20 protein-coding genes are annotated in these 24,974 nt (G+C 68.0%); 13 read left to right on the top strand and 7 right to left on the bottom strand.

Going from position 1 to position 24,974, the window contains the following annotated elements:
* Positions 1 to 2: 2 nt before the first annotated feature.
* Positions 3 to 1,670 (bottom strand): glucose-6-phosphate isomerase, encoded by a 1,668-nt coding sequence (gene pgi, locus ACJH71_RS00435; protein WP_406756082.1) that lies wholly within the window; start codon positions 1,668 to 1,670, stop codon positions 3 to 5.
* Between the two features lie 98 nt (positions 1,671 to 1,768).
* Positions 1,769 to 2,032: a chorismate mutase gene (locus ACJH71_RS00430; RefSeq protein WP_406756081.1), complete on the bottom strand. Its 264-nt coding sequence runs from the start codon at positions 2,030 to 2,032 to the stop codon at positions 1,769 to 1,771.
* Between the two features lie 246 nt (positions 2,033 to 2,278).
* Here ACJH71_RS00430 and pcrA point away from each other — a divergent pair, with 246 nt between their 5' ends.
* Positions 2,279 to 4,588 (top strand): DNA helicase PcrA, encoded by a 2,310-nt coding sequence (gene pcrA, locus ACJH71_RS00425; protein WP_406756080.1) that lies wholly within the window; start codon positions 2,279 to 2,281, stop codon positions 4,586 to 4,588.
* A 124-nt stretch (positions 4,589 to 4,712) separates the two neighbouring features.
* Here pcrA and ACJH71_RS00420 read toward each other — a convergent pair whose 3' ends face one another.
* Both ACJH71_RS00420 and ACJH71_RS00415 read right to left on the bottom strand, forming a co-directional pair.
* The gene (locus ACJH71_RS00420; RefSeq protein WP_406756079.1) at positions 4,713 to 5,255 is read right to left on the bottom strand and encodes a hypothetical protein; all 543 of its coding nucleotides are present in this window, start codon (positions 5,253 to 5,255) and stop codon (positions 4,713 to 4,715) included.
* Positions 5,256 to 5,264: 9 nt separating this feature from the next.
* Entirely contained in the window at positions 5,265 to 6,266 is a 1,002-nt protein-coding gene (locus ACJH71_RS00415) for a M23 family metallopeptidase (RefSeq protein WP_406756078.1), read from the bottom strand.
* Between the two features lie 288 nt (positions 6,267 to 6,554).
* Between ACJH71_RS00415 and sucC the strand changes: the two genes are divergently transcribed.
* The 3 genes from sucC to ACJH71_RS00400 all read left to right on the top strand — a co-directional run bounded on the left by sucC (position 6,555) and on the right by ACJH71_RS00400 (position 10,259).
* Positions 6,555 to 7,730, top strand: a complete 1,176-nt coding sequence (sucC, locus tag ACJH71_RS00410) for an ADP-forming succinate--CoA ligase subunit beta (RefSeq protein WP_406756077.1) — start codon at positions 6,555 to 6,557, stop codon at positions 7,728 to 7,730.
* Between the two features lie 3 nt (positions 7,731 to 7,733).
* Positions 7,734 to 8,636 (top strand): succinate--CoA ligase subunit alpha, encoded by a 903-nt coding sequence (sucD, locus tag ACJH71_RS00405; RefSeq protein ID WP_046286308.1) that lies wholly within the window; start codon positions 7,734 to 7,736, stop codon positions 8,634 to 8,636.
* Positions 8,637 to 8,726: 90 nt separating this feature from the next.
* A complete protein-coding gene (locus ACJH71_RS00400) occupies positions 8,727 to 10,259 on the top strand; it encodes an acetyl-CoA acetyltransferase (RefSeq protein WP_406756076.1) in 1,533 nt (510 codons plus the stop codon).
* 97 nt (positions 10,260 to 10,356) lie between these two features.
* Here ACJH71_RS00400 and ACJH71_RS00395 read toward each other — a convergent pair whose 3' ends face one another.
* The gene (locus tag ACJH71_RS00395; protein ID WP_406756075.1) at positions 10,357 to 11,205 is read right to left on the bottom strand and encodes an LLM class F420-dependent oxidoreductase; all 849 of its coding nucleotides are present in this window, start codon (positions 11,203 to 11,205) and stop codon (positions 10,357 to 10,359) included.
* A gap of 154 nt (positions 11,206 to 11,359) precedes the next feature.
* Here ACJH71_RS00395 and ACJH71_RS00390 point away from each other — a divergent pair, with 154 nt between their 5' ends.
* The 5 genes from ACJH71_RS00390 (at position 11,360) to purH (ending at position 16,590) form a co-directional block, all read left to right on the top strand.
* Entirely contained in the window at positions 11,360 to 12,262 is a 903-nt protein-coding gene (locus ACJH71_RS00390) for a DUF5336 domain-containing protein (protein WP_406756074.1), read from the top strand.
* Between the two features lie 45 nt (positions 12,263 to 12,307).
* Positions 12,308 to 13,768, top strand: a complete 1,461-nt coding sequence (locus ACJH71_RS00385) for a DUF6350 family protein (protein WP_406756555.1) — start codon at positions 12,308 to 12,310, stop codon at positions 13,766 to 13,768.
* Positions 13,769 to 13,852: 84 nt separating this feature from the next.
* Positions 13,853 to 14,332: a hypothetical protein gene (locus ACJH71_RS00380; protein ID WP_406756073.1), complete on the top strand. Its 480-nt coding sequence runs from the start codon at positions 13,853 to 13,855 to the stop codon at positions 14,330 to 14,332.
* Between the two features lie 96 nt (positions 14,333 to 14,428).
* Positions 14,429 to 15,016 (top strand): phosphoribosylglycinamide formyltransferase, encoded by a 588-nt coding sequence (gene purN / locus ACJH71_RS00375; protein WP_406756554.1) that lies wholly within the window; start codon positions 14,429 to 14,431, stop codon positions 15,014 to 15,016.
* The gene (gene purH, locus ACJH71_RS00370) at positions 15,013 to 16,590 is read left to right on the top strand and encodes a bifunctional phosphoribosylaminoimidazolecarboxamide formyltransferase/IMP cyclohydrolase (protein ID WP_406756072.1); all 1,578 of its coding nucleotides are present in this window, start codon (positions 15,013 to 15,015) and stop codon (positions 16,588 to 16,590) included. The genes purN and purH overlap by 4 nt, the downstream gene beginning before the upstream one ends.
* A 1-nt stretch (position 16,591) precedes the next feature.
* On the opposite strand, the gene ACJH71_RS00365 is transcribed toward purH, so the two are convergent.
* Complete coding sequence (locus tag ACJH71_RS00365; RefSeq protein WP_406756071.1) at positions 16,592 to 17,968, bottom strand: HNH endonuclease signature motif containing protein; 1,377 nt, start codon at positions 17,966 to 17,968, stop codon at positions 16,592 to 16,594.
* A 127-nt stretch (positions 17,969 to 18,095) separates the two neighbouring features.
* On the opposite strand from ACJH71_RS00365, the gene ACJH71_RS00360 reads away from it, so the two are divergent.
* Together ACJH71_RS00360 and ACJH71_RS00355 are read left to right on the top strand one after the other, a co-directional pair.
* Positions 18,096 to 19,898 (top strand): amidohydrolase family protein, encoded by a 1,803-nt coding sequence (locus tag ACJH71_RS00360; protein ID WP_406756553.1) that lies wholly within the window; start codon positions 18,096 to 18,098, stop codon positions 19,896 to 19,898.
* A 3-nt stretch (positions 19,899 to 19,901) separates the two neighbouring features.
* Entirely contained in the window at positions 19,902 to 20,489 is a 588-nt protein-coding gene (locus tag ACJH71_RS00355) for a TetR/AcrR family transcriptional regulator (protein ID WP_406756070.1), read from the top strand.
* On the opposite strand, the gene ACJH71_RS00350 is transcribed toward ACJH71_RS00355, so the two are convergent.
* Entirely contained in the window at positions 20,486 to 21,511 is a 1,026-nt protein-coding gene (locus tag ACJH71_RS00350) for an alpha/beta hydrolase (protein ID WP_406756069.1), read from the bottom strand. The two genes, ACJH71_RS00355 and ACJH71_RS00350, sit on opposite strands and share 4 nt — an antisense overlap.
* 83 nt (positions 21,512 to 21,594) lie before the next feature.
* On the opposite strand from ACJH71_RS00350, the gene ACJH71_RS00345 reads away from it, so the two are divergent.
* Positions 21,595 to 22,992 (top strand): sigma 54-interacting transcriptional regulator, encoded by a 1,398-nt coding sequence (locus ACJH71_RS00345; RefSeq protein WP_406756068.1) that lies wholly within the window; start codon positions 21,595 to 21,597, stop codon positions 22,990 to 22,992.
* The gene (locus tag ACJH71_RS00340) at positions 22,985 to 24,973 is read left to right on the top strand and encodes a vWA domain-containing protein (protein WP_406756067.1); all 1,989 of its coding nucleotides are present in this window, start codon (positions 22,985 to 22,987) and stop codon (positions 24,971 to 24,973) included. Before ACJH71_RS00345 ends, ACJH71_RS00340 begins: the two co-directional genes overlap by 8 nt.
* The last annotated feature ends 1 nt before the right edge of the window (position 24,974 follow it).

Below are 24,974 nucleotides of genomic sequence, written 5' to 3'. Positions count from 1 at the left end.
AATTACGACGAAGCCCGGCCGCGTTCGGCTCGGTAGCGGCGCACCAGCGCGTCGGTGGAGCTGTCGGTCTGGCGCGGTGGGGCGGCGTCGTCGGTGAGCACCGGCAGCAGTGCCTTGGCCTGCGTCTTGCCCAGCTCCACGCCCCACTGGTCGAAGGAGTCGATGCCCCACACCACACCCTCGGTGAACACCTGATGCTCGTAGAGCGCGATCAGCTGTCCCAGCACCGACGGGGTGAGCTGGGTCGCCAGAATCGAGGTCGTCGGGCGGTTGCCGGGCATCACCTTGTGCGGCACGACGTCCGCGGGGGTGCCCTCGGCGGCGATCTCCTCGGCGCTCTTGCCGAACGCCAGCACCTGGGTCTGGGCGAAGAAGTTGCTCATCAACAGGTCGTGCATGCTGCCGGTACCGTCCGCGGTGGCCAGGTCGTCGACGGGTTGGGCGAAGCCGATGAAGTCGGCCGGTATCAGCCGGGTGCCCTGGTGCAGCAGTTGGTAGAACGCGTGCTGGCCGTTGGTTCCCGGCTCGCCCCAATAGATTTCACCGGTGTCGGTGCTGACCGGCGTGCCGTCGGCGCGGGTCGACTTGCCGTTGGACTCCATGGTGAGCTGCTGCAGATAGGCGGCGAAGCGATCCAGATCGTTGGAGTAGGGCAATACCGCGCGGGACTGGGCGCCGAAGAAGTCGGAGTACCACAGCCCGATCAGGCCCAGCAGCGCCGGCGCATTGGATTCCAAAGGCGCGGTGCGAAAGTGCTCGTCGACGATGTGGAAGCCGGACAAGAATTCCGCGAAGCGCTCCCGGCCGATGACGGCCATCACCGACAGCCCGATGGCCGAATCCACCGAGTACCGCCCGCCGACCCAGTCCCAGAATCCGAACATGTTCGCGGTGTCGATGCCGAACTCCTCGACCAACGCAGCATTGGTGGAGACCGCCACGAAGTGCTTGGACACCGCCGCGTCGCCCAGCGCCTCGGTAAGCCAGCGACGGGCCGCGGTGGCGTTGGTCAGCGTCTCCAGGGTCGAGAACGTCTTGGAGGCGACGACGAAAAGCGTACTGGCCGGATCCAAGCCGGCCAGCTTGGCGATCAGGTCGGCCGGGTCGACGTTGGAGACGAAACGTGCCGAGATACCGGCGTCGGCGTAGTGACGCAACGCCCGGTCCACCATCACCGGGCCAAGGTCCGAGCCGCCGATACCGATGTTGACCACGGTCTCGATGCGTTTCCCGGTGGCGCCGGTCCATTCACCGCTGCGCAATCGGTCGGTGAAATCGCCCATCGCGTCGAGCACCGCGTGCACGTCGGCGACCACATCCTGGCCATCGACGTGCAGGTCGGCGTTGCGCGGCAGCCGCAAAGCGGTGTGCAGCACTGCCCGGTCCTCGGAGGTGTTGATGTGCACCCCGGCGAACATCGCGTCGCGCCGGTCCTCGAGGCCGGCCGTCTGGGCCAGATCGACCAGCAGACGCACGGTCTCGGAGGTGATGCGGTGCTTGCTGTAGTCGATGTAGAGGTCACCGACGGTGGCGGTGAACCGGGTGCCGCGTTCGGGATCGTCGGCGAAGAACTCGCGTAGGTGGGTGTCGCCGATCTGCTCGTGATGCTTGCGCAACGCGTTCCAGGCCGGGGTGGTTGAGATGTCCGGGATCTGGGGAACGGAGCTCATACCCCGACATTAGCGGCGGGTCGCCGTCGTCGGTGCGGCGCCGGACGTTACAGCGGGTCGGCGCCAATCAGCCCGGCGGCAACTGCGGGCGCGGCGCCCTAGTGGCCGAGCCGGCCGCGGCCGAGCCGCAGCAACAGCATCGCCAGGTCCTTGCCGTCCTGGCCGAGTTCGCTGTAGCGCTCGAGCACCTTCATCTCGCGGCTGTGCACCAGGCGGGTGCCGCCGGACGCCATCCGGGCCTTGCCGATTTCCTGCGAGATCTCGGTGCGGCGCTTCACCGCGGCCAGGATCTCGGCATCGAGCCGGTCGATCTCGTGGCGCAGGTCGTCAATGTCGGGCAGCTGTTGGGGTTGGGCAGACATGATCAAAACTCCAGGTTCTCGCTGTTGGTGGTTTCTGGTCCCATCGGCGATCCGGCCTCACACAACAGACGAGCCCCGGGTCGGCGAAGCGGACCGCGGGGCTTGGCGTTGCAGCTAAACCACGGGCACCGCTGACCGGTACCCGTAGAAAAATCGACGCTGCATGTCGAGCACGAAACGAGTCTGCCACTAAGGGCCGTGCCAGCGCAAAGAGTGTCGTCGGGCGGCGGTACGTTGGGTTGCGATATGACAGTGCACGCGACTCCGCAGACCGATCACCTCCTCGATGGGCTCAATCCGCAGCAGCGGCGGGCCGTGCTGCACGAGGGCTCCCCGCTATTGATCGTGGCTGGAGCCGGCTCGGGCAAGACCGCGGTGCTCACCCGGCGCATCGCCTATCTGCTGGCCGCCCGCGACGTCTCGGTGGGCCAGATCCTGGCGATCACCTTCACCAACAAGGCCGCCGCCGAGATGCGTGAGCGGGTGTCGAGCCTCGTCGGTCCCCGGGCCCGGGTGATGTGGGTGTCGACGTTTCACTCCACCTGCGTGCGGATCCTGCGTAACCAGGCCTCGGTGGTTCCCGGCCTGAACTCGAACTTCTCGATCTATGACGCCGACGATTCGCGCCGCCTGCTGCTGATGATCGGCCGAGACATGGGCCTGGACGTAAAGCGGCACTCGCCGCGACTGCTTGCCAATTCGATCTCCAACCTGAAGAACGAACTGATCGACCCGGACCGGGCGCTGGCCGACCTCACGGAGAGCTCCGATGACCTGAGCCGGGTGGTGGCCGCGGTCTACACCGAGTATCAGCGCCGGCTGCGCTCGGCCAACGCGCTGGACTTCGACGACCTGATCGGTGAGACGGTCGCGATTCTGCAGGCGTTCCCCGAGATCGCGCAGCACTACCGGCGCCGATTCCGGCACATCCTGGTCGACGAGTATCAGGACACCAACCATGCCCAGTACATGCTGGTGCGCGAGCTGGCGGGGCACGGCGGGCAGCCCGACGACATCCCCCCGGCGGAACTGTGCGTGGTCGGTGACGCCGATCAATCGATCTATGCCTTCCGCGGCGCCACCATCCGCAACATCGAGGATTTCGAGCGCGACTACCCTGACGCGACCACCATCTTGCTGGAACAGAACTACCGCTCCACGCAGAACATCCTCTCGGCGGCCAATGCGGTGATCGCCTACAACTCCGGGCGCCGGGAGAAGCGGCTGTGGACGGAAGCCGGTGACGGCGAGCTGATCGTCGGATACGTCGCCGATAACGAACACGACGAGGCGCGGTTCGTCGCACAGGAGATCGATGAGCTGACCGATGCGGGCGCGGTCAACTACAGCGACATCGCGGTGTTCTACCGGACTAATAACGCGTCGCGGTCGCTGGAAGAGATCTTCATCCGCAGCGGCATCCCGTACAAAGTCGTTGGCGGCGTGCGCTTCTACGAGCGCAAAGAGATCCGCGACATCATCGCCTACCTGCGAGTGCTGGACAATCCCGGCGACGCGGTGAGCTTGCGGCGCATCCTCAACACCCCGCGCCGCGGTATCGGCGACCGTGCCGAGGCGTGCGTCTCGGTGCACGCGGAGAACACCGGTACCGGATTCGCCGCCGCGCTGGCTGCCGCCGCCGAGGGTGGCGTACCGATGCTCAACAGCCGTTCGCAGAACGCGATCGCCGCCTTCGTGGCGATGCTCGAGGAGTTGCGGGCGCACCTGAACACCTGCGACGACGACCTCGGCTCTCTGGTGGAGCTGGTGCTGGACCGCACTGGCTACCGCACAGAGCTGGAGGCCTCGACCGATCCGCAGGATTTGGCCCGCCTGGACAACATCAACGAACTCGTCAGCGTCGCACACGAATTCAGCATTGACCGAGCCAACGCGCTCGCCGACCAGGACGGCATCCTCGAGGAGGAGGACGTGCCCGATGTCGGAGTGCTGGCGGCGTTTTTGGAGCGGGTGTCGCTGATCGCCGACACCGACGAGATCCCCGAGCACGGGTCCGGCATGGTCACCCTGATGACGTTGCACACCGCCAAAGGGCTGGAGTTCCCGGTGGTGTTCGTCGTCGGCTGGGAAGACGGCATGTTCCCGCACATGCGCTCGCTGGGGGATGCTCGCGAGCTGTCCGAGGAACGCCGGCTGGCCTACGTCGGCCTGACCCGGGCGCGCCAACGGCTGTACCTGAGCCGGGCCAAGGTGCGTTCGTCGTGGGGTCAGCCCATGTTGAACCCGGAATCGCGATTCCTGCGGGAGATCCCGCAGGAGCTCATCGACTGGCGGCGTACCGACGTCACCGCCTCACCGAGCGCTCCGGTCAGTGGTGCCGGCCGGTTCGGAACCCCCAGACCGGCACCGAGCCGATCGGGCAACCGGCCGCTGCTGGTGCTGGCGGCCGGCGATCGGGTGTCGCACGACAAGTACGGGCTGGGCCGGGTGGAGGAAGTGTCCGGGGTGGGGGAGTCGGCGATGTCGCTGATCGACTTCGGCAGCTCCGGGCGGGTCAAGCTGATGCACAACCACGCGCCGGTGACCAAGCTCTGACCGCTGGGTTCCCTAGCTGCCGGGCTTGAGTCGGCAGTCCAGCTTCGCCTCTCCTTCGTCGAGGCTCCCTAACTGCCGGGCTTGAATCGGCAGTCCAGCTTCGCCTCTCCTTCGTCGAGGCTCACTAACTGCCGAACAGCCAGCGCCTGGTGGCCGGGTGCAGTGCCGCCGCGACGGTGGCGATCTCGATGAACGGGATGACGTGCACGATCCCCGGCACCCGGGCTCCGGCCAGGAACAGGCTGCCGAACGTCAGCAGGGCGACCACCGCTCCCACCGCGATCAGGTAGCGGCCGACCGGGCGCCGCAGCAGCAGCATGATCACCCCGGACACCGTCGTCCCGGCGAACACCAGGCTCAAGAAGGCGACCGCGACGCAGAACAGCCGGTCGGTGTGCCACCAGCTGGCGATCAGGTCGGTGGAGACCACCGAGGTGGCCCAGCAGCCCACCAGGGCGAGCACACAGGCGCCGATCGCGACACCGGATGACGGGAATCGCGCCGGCAGCGACGCTGGGCTGGGCTGGAAGGGCGGCGGTATCCGCGACGACGAGGTGACGATCGGGATGGCGCCGGTGGGCGCCCGACGGATGATGCGGCTGGGGGAACTCGCCGGACTCTGGCCGGAAGGGTTTGCGCCGGTAGGTGGGTGGTGGCGGTCGCTCACCATTCCAGATTAGGCGAAGTTGATGCCGCGCTTGGCGAGCCAGGAAGCCGGATCGATCCGGTTGGTGCCGTTCTGCAGCACCTCGAAGTGCAGGTGCGGGCCGGTCGAGTAGCCGCGATTGCCCATCTCGGCGATCTGGTCGCCCGCCATCACCCGCTCGCCGACGCTGACCAGCGACCGGTTGATGTGGCCGTAGAGGGTCACTGTGCCATCGGAGTGGCGCAGCTTGACCAGCATGCCGTAACCGGCGCTGGGGCCCGACTCGATCACCACGCCGTCGGAAGCCGCCAGGATCGGGGTGCCGATGGCGTTGGCGATGTCGATGCCGGCGTGCAGCACGCCCCAGCGGTAGCCGAAGTTCGACGTGAACGCGCCCTGAGTGGGAGCCACGAACAGCGGGCGTTGCAACCGGGCTTCCCGCTCGGCGCGCTCCTGCGCGTACGCCACGCCCTTGGCCAGCTCCTCGTTGTGCACGACGACGTTGGCCGCGGCTTTGACCGTGATCATCTGCAGGCCGTGGCTGGAAGTGGTGGTGGTGCCGTCGTTCAGCATCGTCTTGCTGGCCGCCAGCACGGCGGGCCGGGCGACGGTGTCGCCCGACGGGTGAGTGGCGGCGTGTGCGGCAGCGGCGGCTGCGCCGGCGGCCATCGCAGCGATCATCACCCGGCTCTTGACGGCACTGGCCGGCTGGTTGCGGTGTTTGCCGCCGCGCGCGGGCGGCTGGGCCACCTCGTGCCGGCGGTAGTGGCGCTCCGAGTAGCCACCGCGGGGGAACGCCAGCTGCAGCACCGGCATGTTGTCGGTGTCGGTCATGTCATCGAGCTCGGGGGCCAGCAACACGTCGGAGGCCTCGTCGAACGTGTCTTCGCTGAAGGCGTCCTCGGGCCAGCCGAACTCGTTGAACGGAATGATGTCGGTGACCTCGGCGGGGCTGGGAGCCGAAGGCCGGATCGCGGCTGCCGTGGCGCCGTTTCGACGTCGAGGGAGAGCCCCGCCGGAAACCGGACGCATCGGTGCACCGTGCTGCATCAGTCTGGAAGTTCCTCTGGTCGTGATCAGAACGTTATAAAGACCTGGACCTGGTGACGGTAACCACTCCCGCTGGGGCCTGGCAAGCTATCGGCCGAATCCAGTCATTAATGTGAAACGAATCACGTTTTTCTGGCGGTGAGATGTGCCACAGCAGTGGTACGCGAGGAGGGAACCCCGCCGCACTCTCGATACAGTGCCTCGGGAGCTAAATCTCTCACAATCCGACAGCGCCGGCTTGCCGGCGACCCGCAATAAGACAGTGAGCCCATGGATCTTTTCGAGTATCAGGCGAAGGAGCTGTTCGCCAAGCACAACGTGCCCACCACCCCCGGCCGGGTAACCACCTCGGCTGAGGACGCCAAGGCCATCGCCACCGAGATCGGCCGGCCGGTCATGGTGAAGGCGCAGGTCAAGGTCGGCGGCCGTGGCAAGGCCGGTGGCGTGAAGTACGCCGCCACCCCGGACGACGCGTTCACTCACGCGCAGAACATCCTCGGTCTGGACATCAAGGGCCACGTTGTCAAGAAGCTGCTGGTAGCCGAGGCGAGCGACATCGCCGAGGAGTACTACATCTCCTTCCTGCTCGACCGCTCCAACCGCACCTACCTGGCCATGTGCTCGGTCGAGGGTGGCATGGAGATCGAAGAGGTCGCCGCCACCAAGCCGGAGCGCCTGGCCAAGGTGCCGGTCGACGCGGTCAAGGGTGTCGACCTGGCGTTCGCCCGCTCGATCGCCGAGCAGGGCCACCTGCCCGCCGAGGTGCTCGACGCCGCCGCGGTGACCATCCAGAAGCTGTGGGAGGTCTTCGTCGCCGAAGACGCCACCCTGGTCGAGGTCAACCCGCTGGTTCGCACCCCCGACGACCAGATTCTGGCGCTGGACGGCAAGGTCACCCTGGACGGCAACGCCGAGTTCCGTCAGCCGGGCCACGCTGAGTTCGCGGACCTGGACGCCACCGACCCGCTGGAGATCAAGGCCAAAGAGCACGACCTGAACTACGTCAAGCTGGACGGCGAGGTCGGCATCATCGGCAACGGCGCCGGCCTGGTCATGTCGACCCTGGACGTCACCGCCTACGCCGGTGAGAAGCACGGCGGCGTGAAGCCGGCCAACTTCCTCGACATCGGGGGCGGCGCCTCCGCCGAGGTGATGGCCGCCGGCCTGGACGTCATCCTGGGTGACAAGCAGGTCAAGAGCGTGTTCGTCAACGTGTTCGGCGGGATCACCGCCTGCGACGCGGTGGCCAACGGCATCGTGTCGGCGCTGGGGATCCTCGGTGACGCCGCGACCAAGCCGCTGGTGGTGCGCCTGGACGGCAACAACGTCGAGGAGGGTCGGGCGATCCTGGCCGAGGCCAACCACCCGCTGGTGACCGTCGTCGCCACCATGGACGAGGCCGCCGACAAGGCTGCCGAGCTGGCGAACGCCGGAAAGGACGCTTAAGTCATGTCGATCTTCGTCAACAAGGACAGCAAGGTCATCGTCCAGGGCATCACCGGTGCCGAGGCGACCAAGCACACCGCGCGGATGCTTGCCGCCGGCACCCAGATCGTCGGTGGCGTCAACGCCCGCAAGGCCGGCACCACCGTCTCGCACAAGGACAAGGACGGTAACGCCGTCGAGCTGCCGGTGTACGGCAGCGTCGCCGAGGCCATGAAGGAGACCGGCGCTGACGTGTCGATCGCCTTCGTGCCGCCGGCCTTCTCCAAGGACGCGATGATCGAGGCCATCGACGCCGAGATTCCGCTGCTGGTGGTCATCACCGAGGGCATCCCCGTGCAGGACAGCGCCTACGCGTGGGCCTACAACGTGGACAAGGGTGAGAAGACCCGGATCATCGGGCCGAACTGTCCCGGCATCATCACCCCGGGTGAGTGCCTGGTCGGCATCACGCCGGCCAACATCTCGGGCACCGGCCCCATCGGTCTGGTGTCGAAGTCGGGCACCCTGACCTACCAGATGATGTACGAGCTGCGGGACTTCGGTTTCTCCACCGCCATCGGCATCGGCGGCGACCCGGTGATCGGTACCACCCACATCGACGCCATCGAGGCATTCGAGAAGGACCCGAACACCAAGGTCATCGTGATGATCGGCGAGATCGGCGGCGACGCCGAGGAGCGGGCCGCGGCCTACATCAAGGCCAACGTCACCAAGCCCGTCGTCGGCTACGTGGCCGGGTTCACCGCGCCGGAGGGCAAGACCATGGGCCACGCCGGCGCCATCGTGTCCGGCTCGTCGGGCACCGCGGCCGCCAAGCAGGAGGCCCTGGAGGCCGCCGGTGTGAAGGTGGGCAAGACCCCGTCGGCCACCGCGGCCCTGGCTCGACAGATCCTCGAGAGCCTGTAGGTAACAGCAGCACCGCTCGTGCCGTTTCGTACGCCGCCACCAGCGCGTCGTACGAAACGGCACGTTCGGCATTTGTGGTGAGGTGAATCCATGAGCATCGATCCCCGCACTCCCGTCATCGTCGGCGTCGGGCAGGCCGCCGAGCGCATCGACGACGCCGGCTACCGCGCGATGTCGCCGGTGGAGCTGGCCGCAGCCGCCGCACAGGCGGCGTTGGCCGACTGCGGGGCGAGCTCGGAGCAGATCGCGTCGGCCATCGATGCGGTGGTGGCCACCCGCCAGTTCGAGATTTCGATTCCCAAAGCCCCAGCACCGCTGGGCAAGTCCAACAACTTCCCGCGGTCGGTTGCGCGTCTGCTCGGCGCGGAGCCGGCGCGCGCTGTGCTGGACAAGGTGGGCGGCCAGGGGCCGCAGAAGCTGCTCACCGAGTTCGCCGAAGAGATCGTGGCCGGCACCGCCGACGTGGTGCTGCTGTGCGGGTCCGACGCGACCTCGACGCTGCGCCACTTCGCCAAGGCCGACAACAAGCCGGACTTCACCGAGACCATCGACGGCCAGCTCGAAGACCGCGGCTTCGGTCTGGAGGACTTCGTCGAGCGCTACACCGTCATCCACGGGCTGACCGGTGCGCCGGTGCAGTACGGCCTGCTGGAGAACGCCCGGCGTGCCCGGCTGGGCATGAGCACCGCCGACTACCTGCAGGCCATGGCGGAGCTGTTCGCGCCGATGACCAAGATCGCCGCCAAGAACCCGTTCTCGGCCTCGCCGGTGGAACGGTCGGTCGATGAGCTGGCCACGATCAGCGCCGGCAACCGGATGATCTGCGACCCCTACCCGCGGCTGCTGGTGGCGCGCGATCAGGTCAACCAGGGCGCCGCGGTGCTGGTGATGTCGGTCGAGGCCGCCCGCCGCCTGGGTGTGCCCGAAGACCGCTGGGTGTACCTGCACGGTCACGCCGACCAGCGCGCCCAGCGCCTGCTGGAACGGCCCGACCTGAGTGCCTATCCGGCCGCTATTACGGCTACCACCGACGCGCTCGACATGGCCGGGATCGGCTTCGACGACATCGCGGCCATGGACCTCTACAGCTGCTTCCCGGTCCCGGTGTTCGCCATCTGCGACGCCTTCGGTCTGTCTGCCGACGACCCGCGCGGCCTGACCCTGACCGGTGGGTTGCCCTTCTTCGGTGGCGCCGGCAACAACTACTCGATGCATGCGATCGCCGAAGCCGTCGCCTCAGCGCGAAGTGTCCCAGGGCAATTCACGTTCGTCGGGGCCAACGGCGGCATGATGAGCAAGTACGCGGTCGGGGTGTACTCGACCACTGCGGTGCCGTGGACGCCGGATCGCAGCGCGGAATTGCAGGCGCAGGCCGATACCGCACCCGCCGTGCCGGTCACCGAGAGCGCCCAGGGGCCGGCCACCATCGAGACCTACAGCGTTCGTTACGACTGGGACACCCGGACCGGGATCATCATCGGTCGACTGGACGCCGACGGCACCCGATTCCTGGCGACCACCGAAGACGAAGACTTGGTGGCGCTGCTGTCCGACGGCGACCCGCTGGGCGCTCCGGTGACGGTGCACGCGTTCGACTACGGCAACCGCTGCTCCCCGCGCTGAGCCCCCGCCGCGCCGCGAGGGTGCGCGGAGTGTCAGCGCGAAGGGCGTGTCGGCGTACAAACACGCACCTTCGCGCGGGTGGGGCTTCGCGCGGGTTCTAGGCGCTGAGCCCCAGCTTGGCGGCCAGGCGCTCCACATACGCCGCCACCTCGGACTCGGACTTGTCCGGCAACCCGAACAGCGTCTCGGTGACGCCGATCTCAGCCCAGTGCGCCAGCTTCTCGGGAACCGGCTTGAAGTCCAGTGCCACGATCTGCGGTGCGCCGTCGCGGCCGGCGGCCGCCCAGGTGTCCTGCAGCAGCTTGACCGGTGCGTCGATGTCGAAGTCACGCGGCGTGGTGATCCAGCCGTCGGCGCTGCGGGCGATCCACTTGAAGTTCTTCTCGGTCCCGGCCGCGCCGACCAGTACCGGAACGTGCGACTGCACCGGCTTGGGCCAAGCCCAGCTCGGGCCGAAGTTCACGAACTCGCCCTCGAAGGACGCTTCCTCCTGCGTCCACAGTGCCCGCATCGCCTCCAGGTACTCCCGGAGCATGGTGCGCCGCCGTCCGGCGGGGACGCCGTGGTCGGCCAGTTCGTCGGTGTTCCAACCGAATCCGACACCCAGGCTTACCCGGCCGCCGGACAGGTGGTCCAGCGTGGCGATCGATTTCGCCAGCGTGATCGGGTCGTGCTCGACCGGCAGCGCCACCGCAGTCGACAGCCGCACTCGCGAGGTCACCGCGCAGGCAGCTCCCAGGCTGACCCAGGGGTCCAGGGTGCGCATATAACGGTCATCGGGCAGCGATTCGTCCCCGGTGGTGGGGTGAGCGGCCTGTCGCTTGACCGGAATGTGTGTGTGTTCCGGGACATAGAAGGTGGTGAAGCCGTGATCATCGGCGAGTTTTGCGGCCGCTGCCGGGTTGATTCCACGGTCACTGGTGAATAGCACGAGCCCGTAATCCATATCCCGATTAGAACGTGTTCCTATTCGGCGGGCAACGGGGGGGTCCTTGTCGCGCAGTGTTGACCCAGCGACTCGGCCCGCAAGTGCGCTAGCGTGGATGGTCGAAGCGCGCCGCACCGCCCACAAGCGCCCTGCCACAAGCACAGGAGAGGTCATGACCTACTCGCCCGGGAACCCCGGCTTCCAGCCTTCTCAACCACCAGGCTCGTATGGGCCATCGACCCCGTCGTTCGCGAAATCGGGCGGCGAAGTCGAGAGCAAATTGCCGCAGTACCTCCGGATCGCGGTGGTTGCGTTGGGGCTGGGTGTCTACCTGGCGAACTTCGGGCCGATCGTGACGATCACCGACGTCGACTACCCGCTGATTCTCAGCGACGCCGGCCACACCGTTCCGCTGGCGGTGCTGGCAGCACTGCTGGCCGGGGCGGCCCTGCTGCCCAAGGCGAAGAGCTACACGGCCGTGGTCGCCGTGGTCTCGGCACTGGGTGCGCTGCTGGCTATTTCGACCGTCGCCGATGCCAGCGGCAGCTACACCATCGGTTGGGGGCTGTGGCTGATCCTGATCTTCAGCGTTCTGCAAGCCGCCGCCGCGGTCGGATCGCTGCTGCTGGAGGCCGGCGTGGTGACCGCGCCGGCGCCGCGTCCCAAGTACGACCCCTACGCGCAGTACGGGCTGCCGCCCGGCGGTAACTACTACGGTCAGCCTGGCCAGCAGGGTTATGGCCACCAGGGCCACCAGGGTCAGCAGGCTCCGCAGCAGTCTGGCTACCCGTCGTCGTATGGCAGCTACCCCTCCGGGCCTGCCAGTGGCGGCTTCGGCGCCCAGCAGGCACCGGGCTCCCCTTCGTCGGGCGCCTTCAACTCCGGCGCGCAGCAGGCGGCACCGCAGGGGCCGCCGACCCCGCCGACCGGATTCCCCTCTTACAACCCGCCGTCGTCCGGTGGTTCGGGGAGTGCGTCGACCGGTGGCCACAGCGCAGCCGGTTCGGATCAGAGCTCGACGGGTGGCCAGCAGTCGCAGGGCGGCTCGGCCTCGTCGGGGCCGGCGCAGCCCTAACCCGCGCCCGCGCGCCGAGTTGAACGTGCTCGCAGCGTGACATCGGTGACCGGCGGCAAACCAGGCTCGAACCCGACCCGCGACCTGCTACGGGTCGCCTTCGGGCCGTCCGTGGTGGCGTTGACGGTTATCGCAGCGGTGACGCTGCTGCAGTTGCTGATCGCCAACAGCGACATGACCGGGGCTTCCGGTGCCATCGCCAGTATGTGGCTGGCCGTGCACCAGGTGCCGGTCTCCATCGGCGGCCGTGACCTGGGTGCACTGCCCCTGTTGCCGGTGCTGTTGATGGTGGCCGGGACGGCGCGCACCACCGCGCAGGCCACCGCCCGTGGGGCCTCATGGTTCGTCATCCGCTGGATCGTGGCTTCCGCGGTGGGCGGGCCACTGCTGATCGCCGCGGTCTCCCTGGCGGTCATCCACGACGCGGCGTCGGTCATCACCGAACTACAGACGCCGCATGCCCTGAGCGCCTTCGCGCACGTGTTTCTTGTGCACGCGATCGGAGCGGCACTGGGAGTGGGCACGCGGGTGGGCCGGCGGGCGCTTGCCGAGACGCGGCTGCCGGACTGGCTGGTGGACTCGGTCCGCGCCGCGATCACCGGCATGCTGGCACTGTTCGGGCTGGCCGGCGCGGTGACGGTGCTGTCCCTGGTCTGGCACTGGGGAACCATGCACGAGCTCTACGCGATCACCGATTCACTGTTCGGCCAGCTCAGCCTGACCCTGCTGGCGGTGCTGTATGTGCCCAACGTCCTGGTCGGTGCGACGGCGATGGCGGTCGGCTCGAGCGCACACATCGGCCCCGCGCTGTTCAGCGCGTTCACCGTGCTCGGCGGCGATATCCCTGCGCTGCCGATCCTGGCTGCCGCACCCGCACCCCCGTTGGGTCCCGCGTGGGTGGCGCTACTGATCATCGGCGCGGCTTCGGGAGTGGCCGTCGGCCAGCAGTGCGCCCGCCGGCCGCTGCCGCTGCTTCCGGCGCTGGCCAAGGTCGCCGTCGCCGCCTTGATCGCGGCGGTGTCGATGGCCGTACTGGGCTTGGCCGGTGGGGGACGGCTGGGCAACTTCGGCGACGTCGGGGTGGATCAACTGACGTTCGGTCCCGCGGTGTTCGGCTGGTTCGCCGCGATCGGAGCCCTGACGGTGGTGATGATCGGTGGCGTCCGGGCTGATGCGGTGCCCGGCACACAGCGCGTGCTGCCGCCCGCCCCGGAGCGGCCGGCGGAGCCCGAACAGGTCTCCGAACCGAGCCCGCCGCCCATCGCCGACGTCGATCCCGAGGACCTCGCCTCAGCCGGAGAACCTTTCGAACCGGACGAGCTGTTCGATGCGGACTTCGAACCGGGTTTCCAAGCCGACGAGGTCACCGACGACGGCGAGTTGAATTGGACGCCGGAACCCGAGCCGCCGCGACCGTTCCGGTCGCACGCGCCGACGCAGCCGCCGGGCCCGCTGGAAGACCCCGAAGACCTGATGTTCACCGACGACGACGGATACGACCGCTAAATCGAGGACTTCGGTCCCTTATATATGTTGCCGTTGGCTGATCGGATGGGTAATGCCGACCCGTCCGAACTCCAAGGGGACGACATGACCGACGTCGTGAGTACCGAGCCCGCCGGCAAGAACGTTCCCGCTGGCGTGCCGAGGCGGCGGAATCTGCACATGCTGGCCGGCGCCCGGGCCGAACTGCTGACTGGGCTGATCCTGCCGCCGGGCCATGAGCGGGTGCTCGACGTCGTGGCGCTGATCTGGGTGGACGGCGTCGAGGCCGGGATGCAGATGATCGAGCCGTCGCCGCAGTCGTGCAGGATCGGACTGACCGATGATCTGGCTGAGGCCCTCTATGACCAGCTGGCGGGCGCTGGGTTCTGCAGTGAATACGACGAGTTCCCCGAGTTGGACGACCCCGACTTTCAGGATCTGGCGTACGGGCGGGTCAGCAAGCTCGGCAAGATGACCCAGCCGATCGGTCACCCCGAGGTCACCTGGGACATGGTCGAGATCTGGACGGATGGCGTAGCGGCCGCACTGCGGGTCGCCCGGGATCGAGCGCCGCGCTCCGCCTGAACCACGGCGCCCACCTTCGCTACGTTCGCAATCATCACCGCGTTAGGCTCAGTCACCGTGCAACCGATCCATGTGGCTCCCAGCGTCCCCGCCCGAATGGTGGTGCTGGCTTCAGGCACCGGGTCGCTACTCGAGTCGCTGCTGGCCGCGGCGGTAGAGGACTACCCCGCGCGGGTGGTTGCCGTCGGCACCGACCGGGACTGCCGCGCCGTGGAGATTGCCGCGGCGGCGGGGTTGCCGGTGTTCACCGTCCGGATGGGTGACTATCCGAACCGGGCGGCATGGGACCTTGCGCTGACCGAGGCCACCGCGGCCCACAGTCCGGATCTGGTGGTCTCGGCGGGCTTCATGAAAATCCTGGGCTCGCACTTCCTGTCCCGGTTCCTGGGGCGCACCGTCAACACCCATCCGGCACTGCTGCCTTCCTTCCCGGGAGCGCACGCGGTGCCCGAGGCGTTGGCCTACGGGGTCAAGGTCACCGGCTGCACCGTGCACCTGGTGGACGCCGGCACCGACACCGGCCCGGTGCTGGCCCAAGAACCGGTCGCCGTGCTCGACGGCGACGACGAAGACTCTTTGCATGAACGCATCAAGAAGGTGGAGCGCAAGCTCCTGGTTGACGTACTGGCCGCATTGGCGACCGGCGGCGTGACCTGGAACGGACGAAAGGCAACCCTAGGATGACCGACGGCAAGCGACCGATTCGTCGGGCGTTGATCAGCGTCTACGACAAGACCGGACTGGTCGACCTGGCCGCCGGCCTGCACGCCGCCGGCGTGGATATCGTCTCCACCGGATCCACCGCCAAGTCGATAGCGGCCAAAGGCATTCCGGTGACGCCGGTGGAGCAGGTGACCGGCTTCCCGGAGGTTCTCGACGGCCGAGTCAAGACTCTGCACCCCCGGGTGCACGCCGGGTTGCTGGCCGACCTGCGCAAGCCCGAGCACGCCGCGGCGCTCGACGAGCTGGAGATCGCAGCGTTCGAGCTGGTGGTCGTCAACCTGTACCCGTTCAGCGAGACCGTGGATTCCGGCGCCGGCGAGGACGAGTGCGTCGAGCAGATCGACATCGGCGGGCCCTCGATGATCCGGGCGGCCGCCAAGAACCATCCCAGCGTCGCGGTAGTGGTCGACCCGCTCGGCTACGAGGGTGTGCTGGCTGCGGTCAACGCCGGCGGTTTCACCCTCGACGAGCGGAAGCGTTTGGCGTCACTGGCATTTCGGCACACCGCCGAGTACGACGTAGCGGTCGCCAGTTGGATGTCGACGACGCTGGCACCCTTCGAACAGGCCGGAGAGCCGCGCCAGGCGCTGCCGGAGTGGTACGGGCGCACCTATCGTCGGGCTGCGCAGCTGCGCTACGGCGAGAACCCGCACCAGCAGGCCGCTCTCTACTGTGACGCCGGCGCGTGGCCGGGCTTGGCTCAGGCCGAGCAGCTGCACGGAAAAGAGATGTCCTACAACAACTTCACCGATGCTGATGCCGCCTGGCGGGCGGCGTTCGATCACGAAGAGACGTGTGTGGCCATCATCAAGCACGCCAACCCGTGCGGTATCGCAGTCTCGGCGACCTCGGTGGCCGATGCCCACCGCAAGGCGCACGAGTGCGACCCGTTGAGCGCGTTCGGCGGCGTTATCGCGGCCAACACCGAGGTCAGCGTGGAAATGGCGGAGTACGTCAGCACCATCTTCACCGAGGTGATCGTCGCACCGGCCTACCAGGCGGGTGCCGTCGAGATCTTGTCGCGGAAGAAGAACATCCGGGTGCTGCTGGCCTCCGAGCCGCTGCGCGGCGGCACCGAATGGCGCCAGATCAGCGGTGGGTTGTTGATGCAGAGCCGCGACGGCCTCGACGCCGCCGGTGACAACCCGGCGAACTGGACACTGGCCACCGGGGCACCGGCCGACCCGGCCACGCTGGCCGACCTGGTCTTCGCGTGGCGGGCCTGCCGCGCGGTCAAATCCAACGCGATCGTGGTCGCCGCCGACGGTGCCACCATCGGTGTGGGCATGGGCCAGGTCAACCGGGTCGACGCGGCCCGGCTCGCGGTGGAGCGCGGTGGCGAGCGGGTCGCCGGTGCGGTGGCTGCCTCCGACGCGTTCTTCCCGTTCCCCGACGGGCTGCAGACGCTGACCGCGGCCGGGGTGAAGGCGATCGTGCACCCGGGTGGCTCGGTGCGCGACGACGAGGTGACTGCGGCTGCGGCCGAAGCCGGGATCACGCTGTACCTGACCGGGGCGCGGCACTTCGCGCACTGAGCTAGGGCCCCTCGTCTTCGTCGGCACCGGAACCGTTGTCGCCCAACAGTTTTTCGGGGTGGTGGTAGTGGTTGGTGCGGGGTTGGCCGTGGTCGAGGTGTGGCGGCGGCAGGGTTTGGGTGGTCCCATCGTGTTGTTTGCGCGTTTTCCATCCGCCTGAGGTAATCAGCTGGTGGTGGGGGCCGCACCGCAGAGTCAGGTCGGTGATGTCGGTGCGCCTGGTCTTCGCGTAATCGTGGTCGTGATGGACTTCGCAGTGGTAGCCGGGTATGGGGCAGCCCGGGTGGGAGCAGCCGCGTTCTTTGGCGTAGAGCACGATGCGTTGCCCCGGCGAAGCCAGCCGTTTGGTGTGGAACAGCGCCAGCTCTTTGGCGCCGTGGTAGATCCGCAGGTAGTGGTGGGCGTGGCTGGCCATGGCGATCACGTCACGAATGGGGAGCCAGGTGCCGCCGCCGGTGTGAGCTTTCCCGGTGCCGGCTTCCAGGTCGGCCAGGGTGGTGGAGACGATGATGGTGGCCGGTAGCCCGTTGTGCTGCCCCAGATCTCCGGAGGCCAGCAAGGCGCGCCCCATGGCGGTCAGGGCGTCGTGGTTGCGTTGCGGCGCACTGCGCGCATCGGTGTCGATCGCGATTTGTGAGGGGGTGCCGGCGGTGCAGGGGATCTCATCGTTGGGGTTGCACATGCCGGGGGCGGCCCAGCGGGCCAGCACCGCGTCGAGGGTGGCGCGTGCTTGCGGATCGAGGTAGCCCTTGATGGGTGTCATGCCGTCGCGGTCTTGGGGGCCGAGCACCACACCGCGGCGTTTGGCGCGCTGGTCGTCGGTGTAGTTGCCGTCGGGGTGCAGGTGGTCGGCCAGGCGTTGCGCGAGTTTGGCCAGTTCGTCGGGACGGCACTCGGTGCCCAATGCGGTGAGGTGCTGTTCGGCCTGGATCAGGGTGCCCGCGTCGATATCGGCGGGCAGGTAGCTGAAGAACGCGCGGATCACCGCGATGTGGGCGGCACCGATCTGCCCTGCACGTTGGGCGGTGGCCGCGCTGGGTAATACCGGCGCCAGGGTTTCACCGGTCATGGACCTGCGGAGCCCCAGTTCGGCGGCCTCGGTGATACGCCGCCCGGCCTCCCCGCGGGTGATGTGGAGTTCGTCGGCCAGCACCCAGCGGGGTTTGCCGCCGATCTCGGCGGGGTCGGTGGCGGCGAGTTGGTTGACCAGCGGATGTTCCACTGCAGGAAGCCGCCGCCGCAGCCGTTCGCAGCGCCGCAGCAGTGCCAGGCATTCCCGCGGGGTCAGCGCCTCGAAGTCCAGATCCAGCGCTCGATCCAGATCCGCCGACAGTGCGTCGAAGACTTCGACGACCGCTTCCCCGCTATTCGAACGCATGTGCTAATTCTATGGCGCCCGTCCGGGATTGGTGCAGGCAGAACGCGAATCTGTGGATCAAACCCGAACTGGGGATAACCGCCCTGGATCGACCCCTTGACAGAAAGATTGTCAGCGCTCACTATCTATCTCAACCTCGAAGTTGGGAGACGTAGTGGCCTATGACCTGATCATCCGCAACGGACTGTGGTTCGACGGCCTGGGCAACGCACCGCAGGTCCGCACCCTGGGCATCCGTGACGGCATCGTCGCCGACATCGTCGCCGGGGAGCTGGATGAGTCCGGCTGCCCGGAGGTGATCGACGCGGCCGGCAAGTGGGTGGTCCCAGGCTTCATCGACGTGCACACCCACTACGACGCCGAGGTGCTGCTGGACCCGGGCCTGCGGGAATCGGTGCGCCACGGCGTCACCACGGTGCTGCTGGGCAACTGCTCGCTGTCGACGGTGTACGCCGAGTCCGAGGACGCCGCCGACCTGTTCAGCCGCGTCGAGGCGGTCCCGCGCAAATTCGTACTGGACGCGCTGCAGTCCAAGAAGACCTGGTCCACGCCCGCCGAGTACGTGCGCGCCCTCGAGGAGTTGCCGCTCGGACCCAACATCAGCTCCATGCTCGGCCACTCGGATCTGCGGACCGCGGTGCTCGGCTTGGACCGCGCCACCACCGACGGCGTCGTCCCGACCGATGCCGAGCTGGAGAAGATGGCCACGCTGCTCGATCAGGGCCTTGAAGCCGGACTGCTGGGCATGTCCGGGATGGACGCCCCCATCGACAAGCTCGACGGCGACCGGTTCCGGTCCAGGGCGCTGCCGTCGACGTTCGCCACCTGGCGGGAGCGCCGGCGGTTGATCAAGGTGCTGCGCAAGCGCGGCCGGATGCTGCAGAGCGCGCCCGACGTCCGAAACCCGTTGACGGCGTTGAACTTCTTCCTGACCAGCAGCGGGATGTTCGGCCGGCGACGCGGGGTCCGGATGAGCCTGCTGGTCTCCGCGGACGCCAAGTCGGCGCCGGGCGCGGTGCGGGTCTTCGGTCCCGGTGCCCGGCTGCTCAACGCCGTGCTCGGCTCCAGCGTTCGGTTCCAGCACCTGCCGGTGCCGTTCGAGTTGTATTCCGACGGAATCGATCTGCCGGTGTTCGAGGAATTCGGTGCGGGAACCGCCGCGCTGCACCTGCGCGACCAGCTGGAGCGCAACGCGCTGCTGGCCGACACCGAATACCGCCGCAAGTTCCGCAAGGCCTTCGACCGCAAGAAGCTGGGTCCGTCGTTGTGGCACCGCGACTTCCACGACGCGGTGATCGTCGAATGCCCGGACGCCAGCCTGGTCGGCAAGAGCTTCGGGCAGATCGCCGAGGAGCGCGGGCTGCACCCGTTGGATGCGTTCCTCGACGTGTTGGTGGACAACGGCGAACGCAACGTCCGCTGGACCACGATCGTCGCCAACCACCGGCCCAAGCAGCTGGACAAGTTGGCCAACGAGCCGGTGATCCACATGGGCTTCTCTGACGCCGGAGCACACCTGCGCAACATGGCCTTCTACAACTTCTCGCTGCGCCTGCTCAAGCGCGTTCGCGACGCCGAGGCCGCCGGCCGGCCGTTCATGAGCGTCCAGCGGGCGGTGTATCGGCTGACCTCCGAGGTCGCCGACTGGTTCGGGTTCGACGCCGGCACGCTCCGCCGAGGTGACCGCGCGGACTTCGTGGTGATCGATCCGGCGGGTCTGACCGACGCCGTCGACGGCTACCACGAGGAGAAGGTGCCGTTCTACGGCGACCTGAGCCGGATGGTCAACCGCAACGACGATGCGGTCGTCGTGACCGGCGTGGGTGGCACCGTGGTGTTCCGCAACGGGCAGTTCTGCGACGGCTACGGAGCGACGGTGAAGTCTGGCCGTTTCCTGCGCGCCGGATCCCGTGAGCTGCAATCGGTCTAGCGCATGGCCAGAACTCAGCAGGAGCGCCGCGAGACAACCGTCGCTGGATTGCTCGACGCCAGCATCGCCACCATCTCCGAGATCGGCTACGCCCGGGCGTCGGCCAAGGTGATCGCCGCGCGCGCCGGGGTATCCGATGGGGCGTTGTTCCGCCACTTCGGCACCATGGGCGACTTCATGGCGGCTACCGCACAGGAGGTGCTGCGACGTCAGCTGGAGCTGTTTGGGAAACAGGTCGCTCAGATCCCGGCGGACGTGCCGGCGCTGGAGGCGGTGTTGACGGTACTGCGTGACTTGACCGCCAACGCCACCAATGCGGTGGTCTACGAGCTGCTGATCGCCGCGCGCACCGACGACAAACTGCGCACCGTCTTGCAGGACGTGCTGGCCGACTACAGCGACAAGATCTGCGACGCCGCCCGGGCGATTCCCACCGCGGACGCATTTCCGCCGGAGCTCTTCCCGAATCTGGTTGCATTGCTTACGAACACCTTCGATGGTGCGGCAATCGTGCGCGCGGTGCTGCCGCAGCCCGAGATCGAGGCCAACCGCATTCCGCTGCTGCTGGCCCTTTTGCAGGGGCAGGCCTAGGCGCCGAGAGTCGACTCGGCGCTGGGCGCAGCGTCGGCCACCGCGTACTCCACGAAGTCGGCGATCTCGGCGACTGCCCGCCGAGCGTCGGGGTTGAAGTCGAAGGTGAGCTGGAACATGTGCAACGCGCGGTCCCAAACCTGAACCCAGTTCGGCACACCGGCGGCGGTGAGTTTGTCGGCCAGCACGAAGGTGTCGTTGCGCAGCATCTCGTCGTTGCCGACCTGCAGCAGGAATGGTCCCAGCCCGCGCAGTTCTGCCTCCGGCGGCATCACCGGCAGTTCGCGGGTGCCGTTCACGGTGGCGAACACCCGGTAGATGAACATGAACGCCATGAACGGGAAGAACGGGTCGCGGTGGGTGCGCGCGGCCTGTCGTTTGATCTCCATGTCCGACGACGTCAGCGGTGACATCAAGACCTGAGCTGCGGGCGCCGGCAGCCCGGCGTCGCGTGCGGCCAGGGCGGTGTTCACCGCCATCAGCCCGCCGGCTGAATCTCCGGCCACCACAATGCGATCCGCGGTGAAACCAGCATCCAGCACGCGGCGGTAGGCGCACAGGCCGTCGGCGACAGCCTCGTCGATGCCGGCCAGCGGCGCCAAGCGGTAGCCGACGTTGAACACCTTCGCGCCGGTGACCGCGGAGAGCTTGCTGGCGAAACGGCGGTGCGAATTGAGGCCCAGCGTCACCAGTGCCGAACCGTGGAAGTAGACGATCACCCGGTTCGAGTCGCGAGCCTCCGGTGCCACCACCCACTCCGCCGGGCAGTCGGTCAACCGCTCCGGTGTCACCTCGGTGCCCGGCAGTGCCCGGATGTAGCGCATCGGCTGGTCGATGAGATCGAGGCGTGCGCGCTGCAAGCCCGCCGGCCAGAACCGGTTGACGACCATGCCGACCAACGTCAGCACTGCGATCGAAGTGCGCAGAAAGATGGCTGCGGCCGCGGCCAGCAGTCGGGCCTGCCAGGAAGCCGGACCGAAATAGGTCTGAGCCGGTCGTTCACGCCATTCCGGAAAGTTCACGGTACCCAGGGTATCGGGTATTGGGCGTCCGGATAAACACAGGACATCGTGACGGACTTTCGCGCCCGTCGTAGCGTGGAGTGGTGACCGCGCCGAATGCCCCGCACGATCTGCCCAAAACTCTCGGTGAGCTGCGCGCCGCCGGCCATCGCGAAAGGGGGGTCAAGCAGGAGATTGCCGAGAACCTGCTGGCCCGACTCGGCGACGGTGACGACGCCGCAGCCATCTGGCCCGGCATCTTCGGGTTCGAGGACACCGTGCTGCCGCAACTGGAGCGGGCGCTGATCGCCGGTCACGACATCGTGCTGCTCGGCGAGCGCGGTCAGGGCAAGACCCGACTGTTGCGAGCGCTGACCGGGCTGCTCGACGAGTGGACCCCGGTGATCGCCGGCGCCGAACTCGGCGAGCACCCGTACTCGCCGATCACACCCGAGTCGATTCGCCGGGCCGCCGAGCTCGGCGACGACCTGCCGGTGGCGTGGCGGCACCGCAGCGAGCGCTACACCGAGAAACTGGCCACCCCCGACACCAGCGTGGCCGACCTGGTCGGCGACATCGACCCGATCAAGGTGGCCGAGGGACGCAGCCTCGGTGACCCCGAGACCATCGCCTACGGACTGATCCCGCGGGCGCACCGCGGCGTCGTCGCCGTCAACGAACTGCCCGACCTCGCCGAGCGCATCCAGGTGGCGATGCTCAACGTGATGGAAGAGCGCGACATCCAGGTGCGCGGCTACACGCTGCGGCTGCCGCTGGACGTGCTGGTGGTCGCCAGCGCCAACCCGGAGGACTACACCAACCGCGGCCGCATCATCACCCCGCTCAAGGACCGCTTCGGCGCCGAGATCCGCACCCACTACCCGCTGGAACTGGACGCCGAGGTCGGCGTGATCGCCCAAGAGGCGCATCTGAGTGCACAGGTGCCCGACTACCTGCTGGCGGTACTGGCCCGATTCGCCCGCTACCTGCGTGAGTCGCGCTCGGTGGATCAGCGCTCCGGCGTCTCGGCGCGCTTCGCGATCGCCGCCGCGGAAACCGTCGCGGCTTCGGCGCGGCACCGCGGCGCGCTGCTGGGCGAAACCGATCCGGTGGCCCGAGTGGTGGACCTGAGCACGATCGTCGACGTGTTGCGCGGCAAACTGGAATTCGAATCTGGCGAGGAGGGTCGCGAGCAGGCAGTGCTGGAGCACCTGCTGCGCCGAGCCACCGCCGATACCGCATCGCGGGCACTGGGCGGGATCGACGTGGGCCCGCTGGTGGCGGCGGTCGAGAACGCGACGGTGACCACGGGAGAGCGGATCTCAGCCAAGGCGGTGCTGGCGGCGTTGCCGGATCTGCCGGTGATCGACGCCGTCGCGCAGCGCCTGGGTGCGGAATCCGACGGCGAACGCGCCGCGGCGCTCGAGTTGGCATTGGAAGCACTGTATTTGGCTAAGCGCATCGACAAGACCTCCGACGAGGGCGAAACCGTCTATGGCTAAAAGCCATTCCTCCCGGTACTCGGCCTACTCCGGTGGGCCGGATCCCTTGGCGCCGCCGGTCGACCTGGCCGAGGCGCTGGAGGAGATCGGGCGCGACGTCATGGAAGGGACCTCGCCACGGCGGGCGCTGCAAGAGCTGCTCCGCCGCGGCACCAAGAGCCTGACCGGAGCCGACCAGCTGGCCGCCGAGGCGCAACGGCGTCGTCGGGAATTGTTGCGCCGCAACAATTTGGACGGAACCCTGGCCGACGTCAAGAAGCTGCTTGACGAAGCGGTGCTCGCCGAACGCAAAGAACTGGCCCGCGCGCTCGACGACGACGCGCGCTTCGCCGAGATGCAGATCGAGGGGCTGTCGCCGTCGCCGGCCAAAGCGGTGCAGGAGCTGGCCGACTACGACTGGCGCAGCAGCGAGGCCCGCGAGTCCTACGAGAAGATCAAAGACCTGCTCGGCCGCGAGATGCTCGACCAGCGTTTCTCCGGCATGAAGCAGGCACTGGAAGGCGCCACCGACGCCGACCGGCAACGGGTCAGCGACATGCTCGACGACCTCAACGACCTGTTGGACAAGCACTCTCGCGGCGAAGATACCCAGCAAGACTTTCAGCAGTTCATGGACAAGCACGGCGAGTTCTTCCCGGAGAACCCGCGCAATGTCGAGGAGTTGCTGGATTCGCTGGCCCAGCGGGCGGCCGCAGCGCAGCGCTTCCGCAACAGCCTGAGCGCCGAGCAGCGTGCCGAGCTGGATGCGTTGGCCGAGCAGGCGTTCGGCTCCCCGGCCTTGCAGCAGGCGCTGGGACGTCTGGACGCGCATTTGCAGGCGGCGCGGCCGGGAGAGGACTGGACCGGTTCGTCGGAGTTCTCCGGCAACAACCCGCTCGGCATGGGGGAGGGCGCCCAGGCCCTGGCCGATATCGCCGAGCTCGAGCAGCTGGCCGAGCAGCTCTCGCAGGCGTATCCGGGCGCGAGCATGGACGACGTCGACCTTGACGCGCTGGCCCGCCAACTCGGCGACCAGGCCGCCGTGGACGCGCGCACCCTGGCCGAACTGGAACGTGCACTGCTCAACCAAGGGTTCCTGGACCGCAGCTCCGACGGGCAGTGGCGGCTGTCGCCCAAAGCGATGCGCCGGCTCGGCGAGACCGCGCTGCGCGATGTGGCGCGGCAACTTTCGGGGCGCCGCGGCGAACGCGACCACCGCCGGGCCGGGGCGGCCGGCGAGCTGACCGGGGCGACCCGGCCCTGGCAGTTCGGCGACACCGAGCCGTGGAACGTCACCCGGACCCTGACCAACGCGGTACTGCGCCAAGTAGCCGAACCGGGCACGGCCGCCACGCGCAGTCGGCTGTCGATCAGCGTTGACGACGTCGAGGTCTCCGAGACCGAGACTCGCACCCAGTCTGCCGTTGCGCTGCTGGTGGACACGTCCTTCTCGATGGTGATGGACAACCGCTGGCTGCCGATGAAGCGCACCGCGCTGGCGTTGCACCACCTGATCAGCACTCGGTTCCGCTCAGATGCGTTGCAGATCATCGCGTTCGGTCGCTACGCGCGCACGGTGACCGCCGCCGAGCTGACCGGCTTGGAAGGCGTCTACGAGCAGGGCACCAATCTGCACCATGCGCTGGCGCTAGCCGGCCGGCACCTGCGCCGCCATCCCAACGCCCAGCCGGTGGTGCTGGTGGTCACCGACGGCGAGCCGACGGCACACCTGGAGGACTATGACGGCCGCGGCACGACGGGCCCCTCGGTGTTCTTCGATTACCCGCCCCACCCGCGGACCATCGCCCACACCGTCAGGGGCTTCGACGACGTCGCCCGGCTCGGTGCCCAGGTGACGATCTTCCGGCTCGGCGACGATCCCGGGCTGGCCCGCTTCATCGACCAGGTGGCGCGTCGGGTCGAGGGCCGGGTCGTGGTGCCCGAACTCGACGGTCTGGGCGCGGCGGTGGTCGGTGACTACCTGAGGTCGCGCCGCCGCTAAG

The sequence above is a fragment of the Mycobacterium sp. SMC-15 genome (genome assembly GCF_045310925.1).
GTDB lineage: Bacteria > Actinomycetota > Actinomycetes > Mycobacteriales > Mycobacteriaceae > Mycobacterium.
Note: the sequence above shows the minus strand (reverse complement) of the source record. Positions and strands in the feature narration are given on the sequence as shown.

What these genes read in the sequence shown, in the direction of transcription:
- pgi (WP_406756082.1), bottom strand. Translation starts at nt 1,670, where the DNA reads ATGAGCTCCGTTCCCCAGATCCCGGACATCTCAACCACCCCGGCCTGG.
- ACJH71_RS00430 (WP_406756081.1), bottom strand. Translation starts at nt 2,032, where the DNA reads ATGTCTGCCCAACCCCAACAGCTGCCCGACATTGACGACCTGCGCCAC.
- pcrA (WP_406756080.1), top strand. Translation starts at nt 2,279, where the DNA reads ATGACAGTGCACGCGACTCCGCAGACCGATCACCTCCTCGATGGGCTC.
- ACJH71_RS00415 (WP_406756078.1), bottom strand. Translation starts at nt 6,266, where the DNA reads ATGCGTCCGGTTTCCGGCGGGGCTCTCCCTCGACGTCGAAACGGCGCC.
- sucC (WP_406756077.1), top strand. Translation starts at nt 6,555, where the DNA reads ATGGATCTTTTCGAGTATCAGGCGAAGGAGCTGTTCGCCAAGCACAAC.
- sucD (WP_046286308.1), top strand. Translation starts at nt 7,734, where the DNA reads ATGTCGATCTTCGTCAACAAGGACAGCAAGGTCATCGTCCAGGGCATC.
- ACJH71_RS00400 (WP_406756076.1), top strand. Translation starts at nt 8,727, where the DNA reads ATGAGCATCGATCCCCGCACTCCCGTCATCGTCGGCGTCGGGCAGGCC.
- ACJH71_RS00395 (WP_406756075.1), bottom strand. Translation starts at nt 11,205, where the DNA reads ATGGATTACGGGCTCGTGCTATTCACCAGTGACCGTGGAATCAACCCG.
- ACJH71_RS00390 (WP_406756074.1), top strand. Translation starts at nt 11,360, where the DNA reads ATGACCTACTCGCCCGGGAACCCCGGCTTCCAGCCTTCTCAACCACCA.
- ACJH71_RS00380 (WP_406756073.1), top strand. Translation starts at nt 13,853, where the DNA reads ATGACCGACGTCGTGAGTACCGAGCCCGCCGGCAAGAACGTTCCCGCT.
- purN (WP_406756554.1), top strand. Translation starts at nt 14,429, where the DNA reads ATGGTGGTGCTGGCTTCAGGCACCGGGTCGCTACTCGAGTCGCTGCTG.
- purH (WP_406756072.1), top strand. Translation starts at nt 15,013, where the DNA reads ATGACCGACGGCAAGCGACCGATTCGTCGGGCGTTGATCAGCGTCTAC.
- ACJH71_RS00365 (WP_406756071.1), bottom strand. Translation starts at nt 17,968, where the DNA reads ATGCGTTCGAATAGCGGGGAAGCGGTCGTCGAAGTCTTCGACGCACTG.
- ACJH71_RS00355 (WP_406756070.1), top strand. Translation starts at nt 19,902, where the DNA reads ATGGCCAGAACTCAGCAGGAGCGCCGCGAGACAACCGTCGCTGGATTG.
- ACJH71_RS00340 (WP_406756067.1), top strand. Translation starts at nt 22,985, where the DNA reads ATGGCTAAAAGCCATTCCTCCCGGTACTCGGCCTACTCCGGTGGGCCG.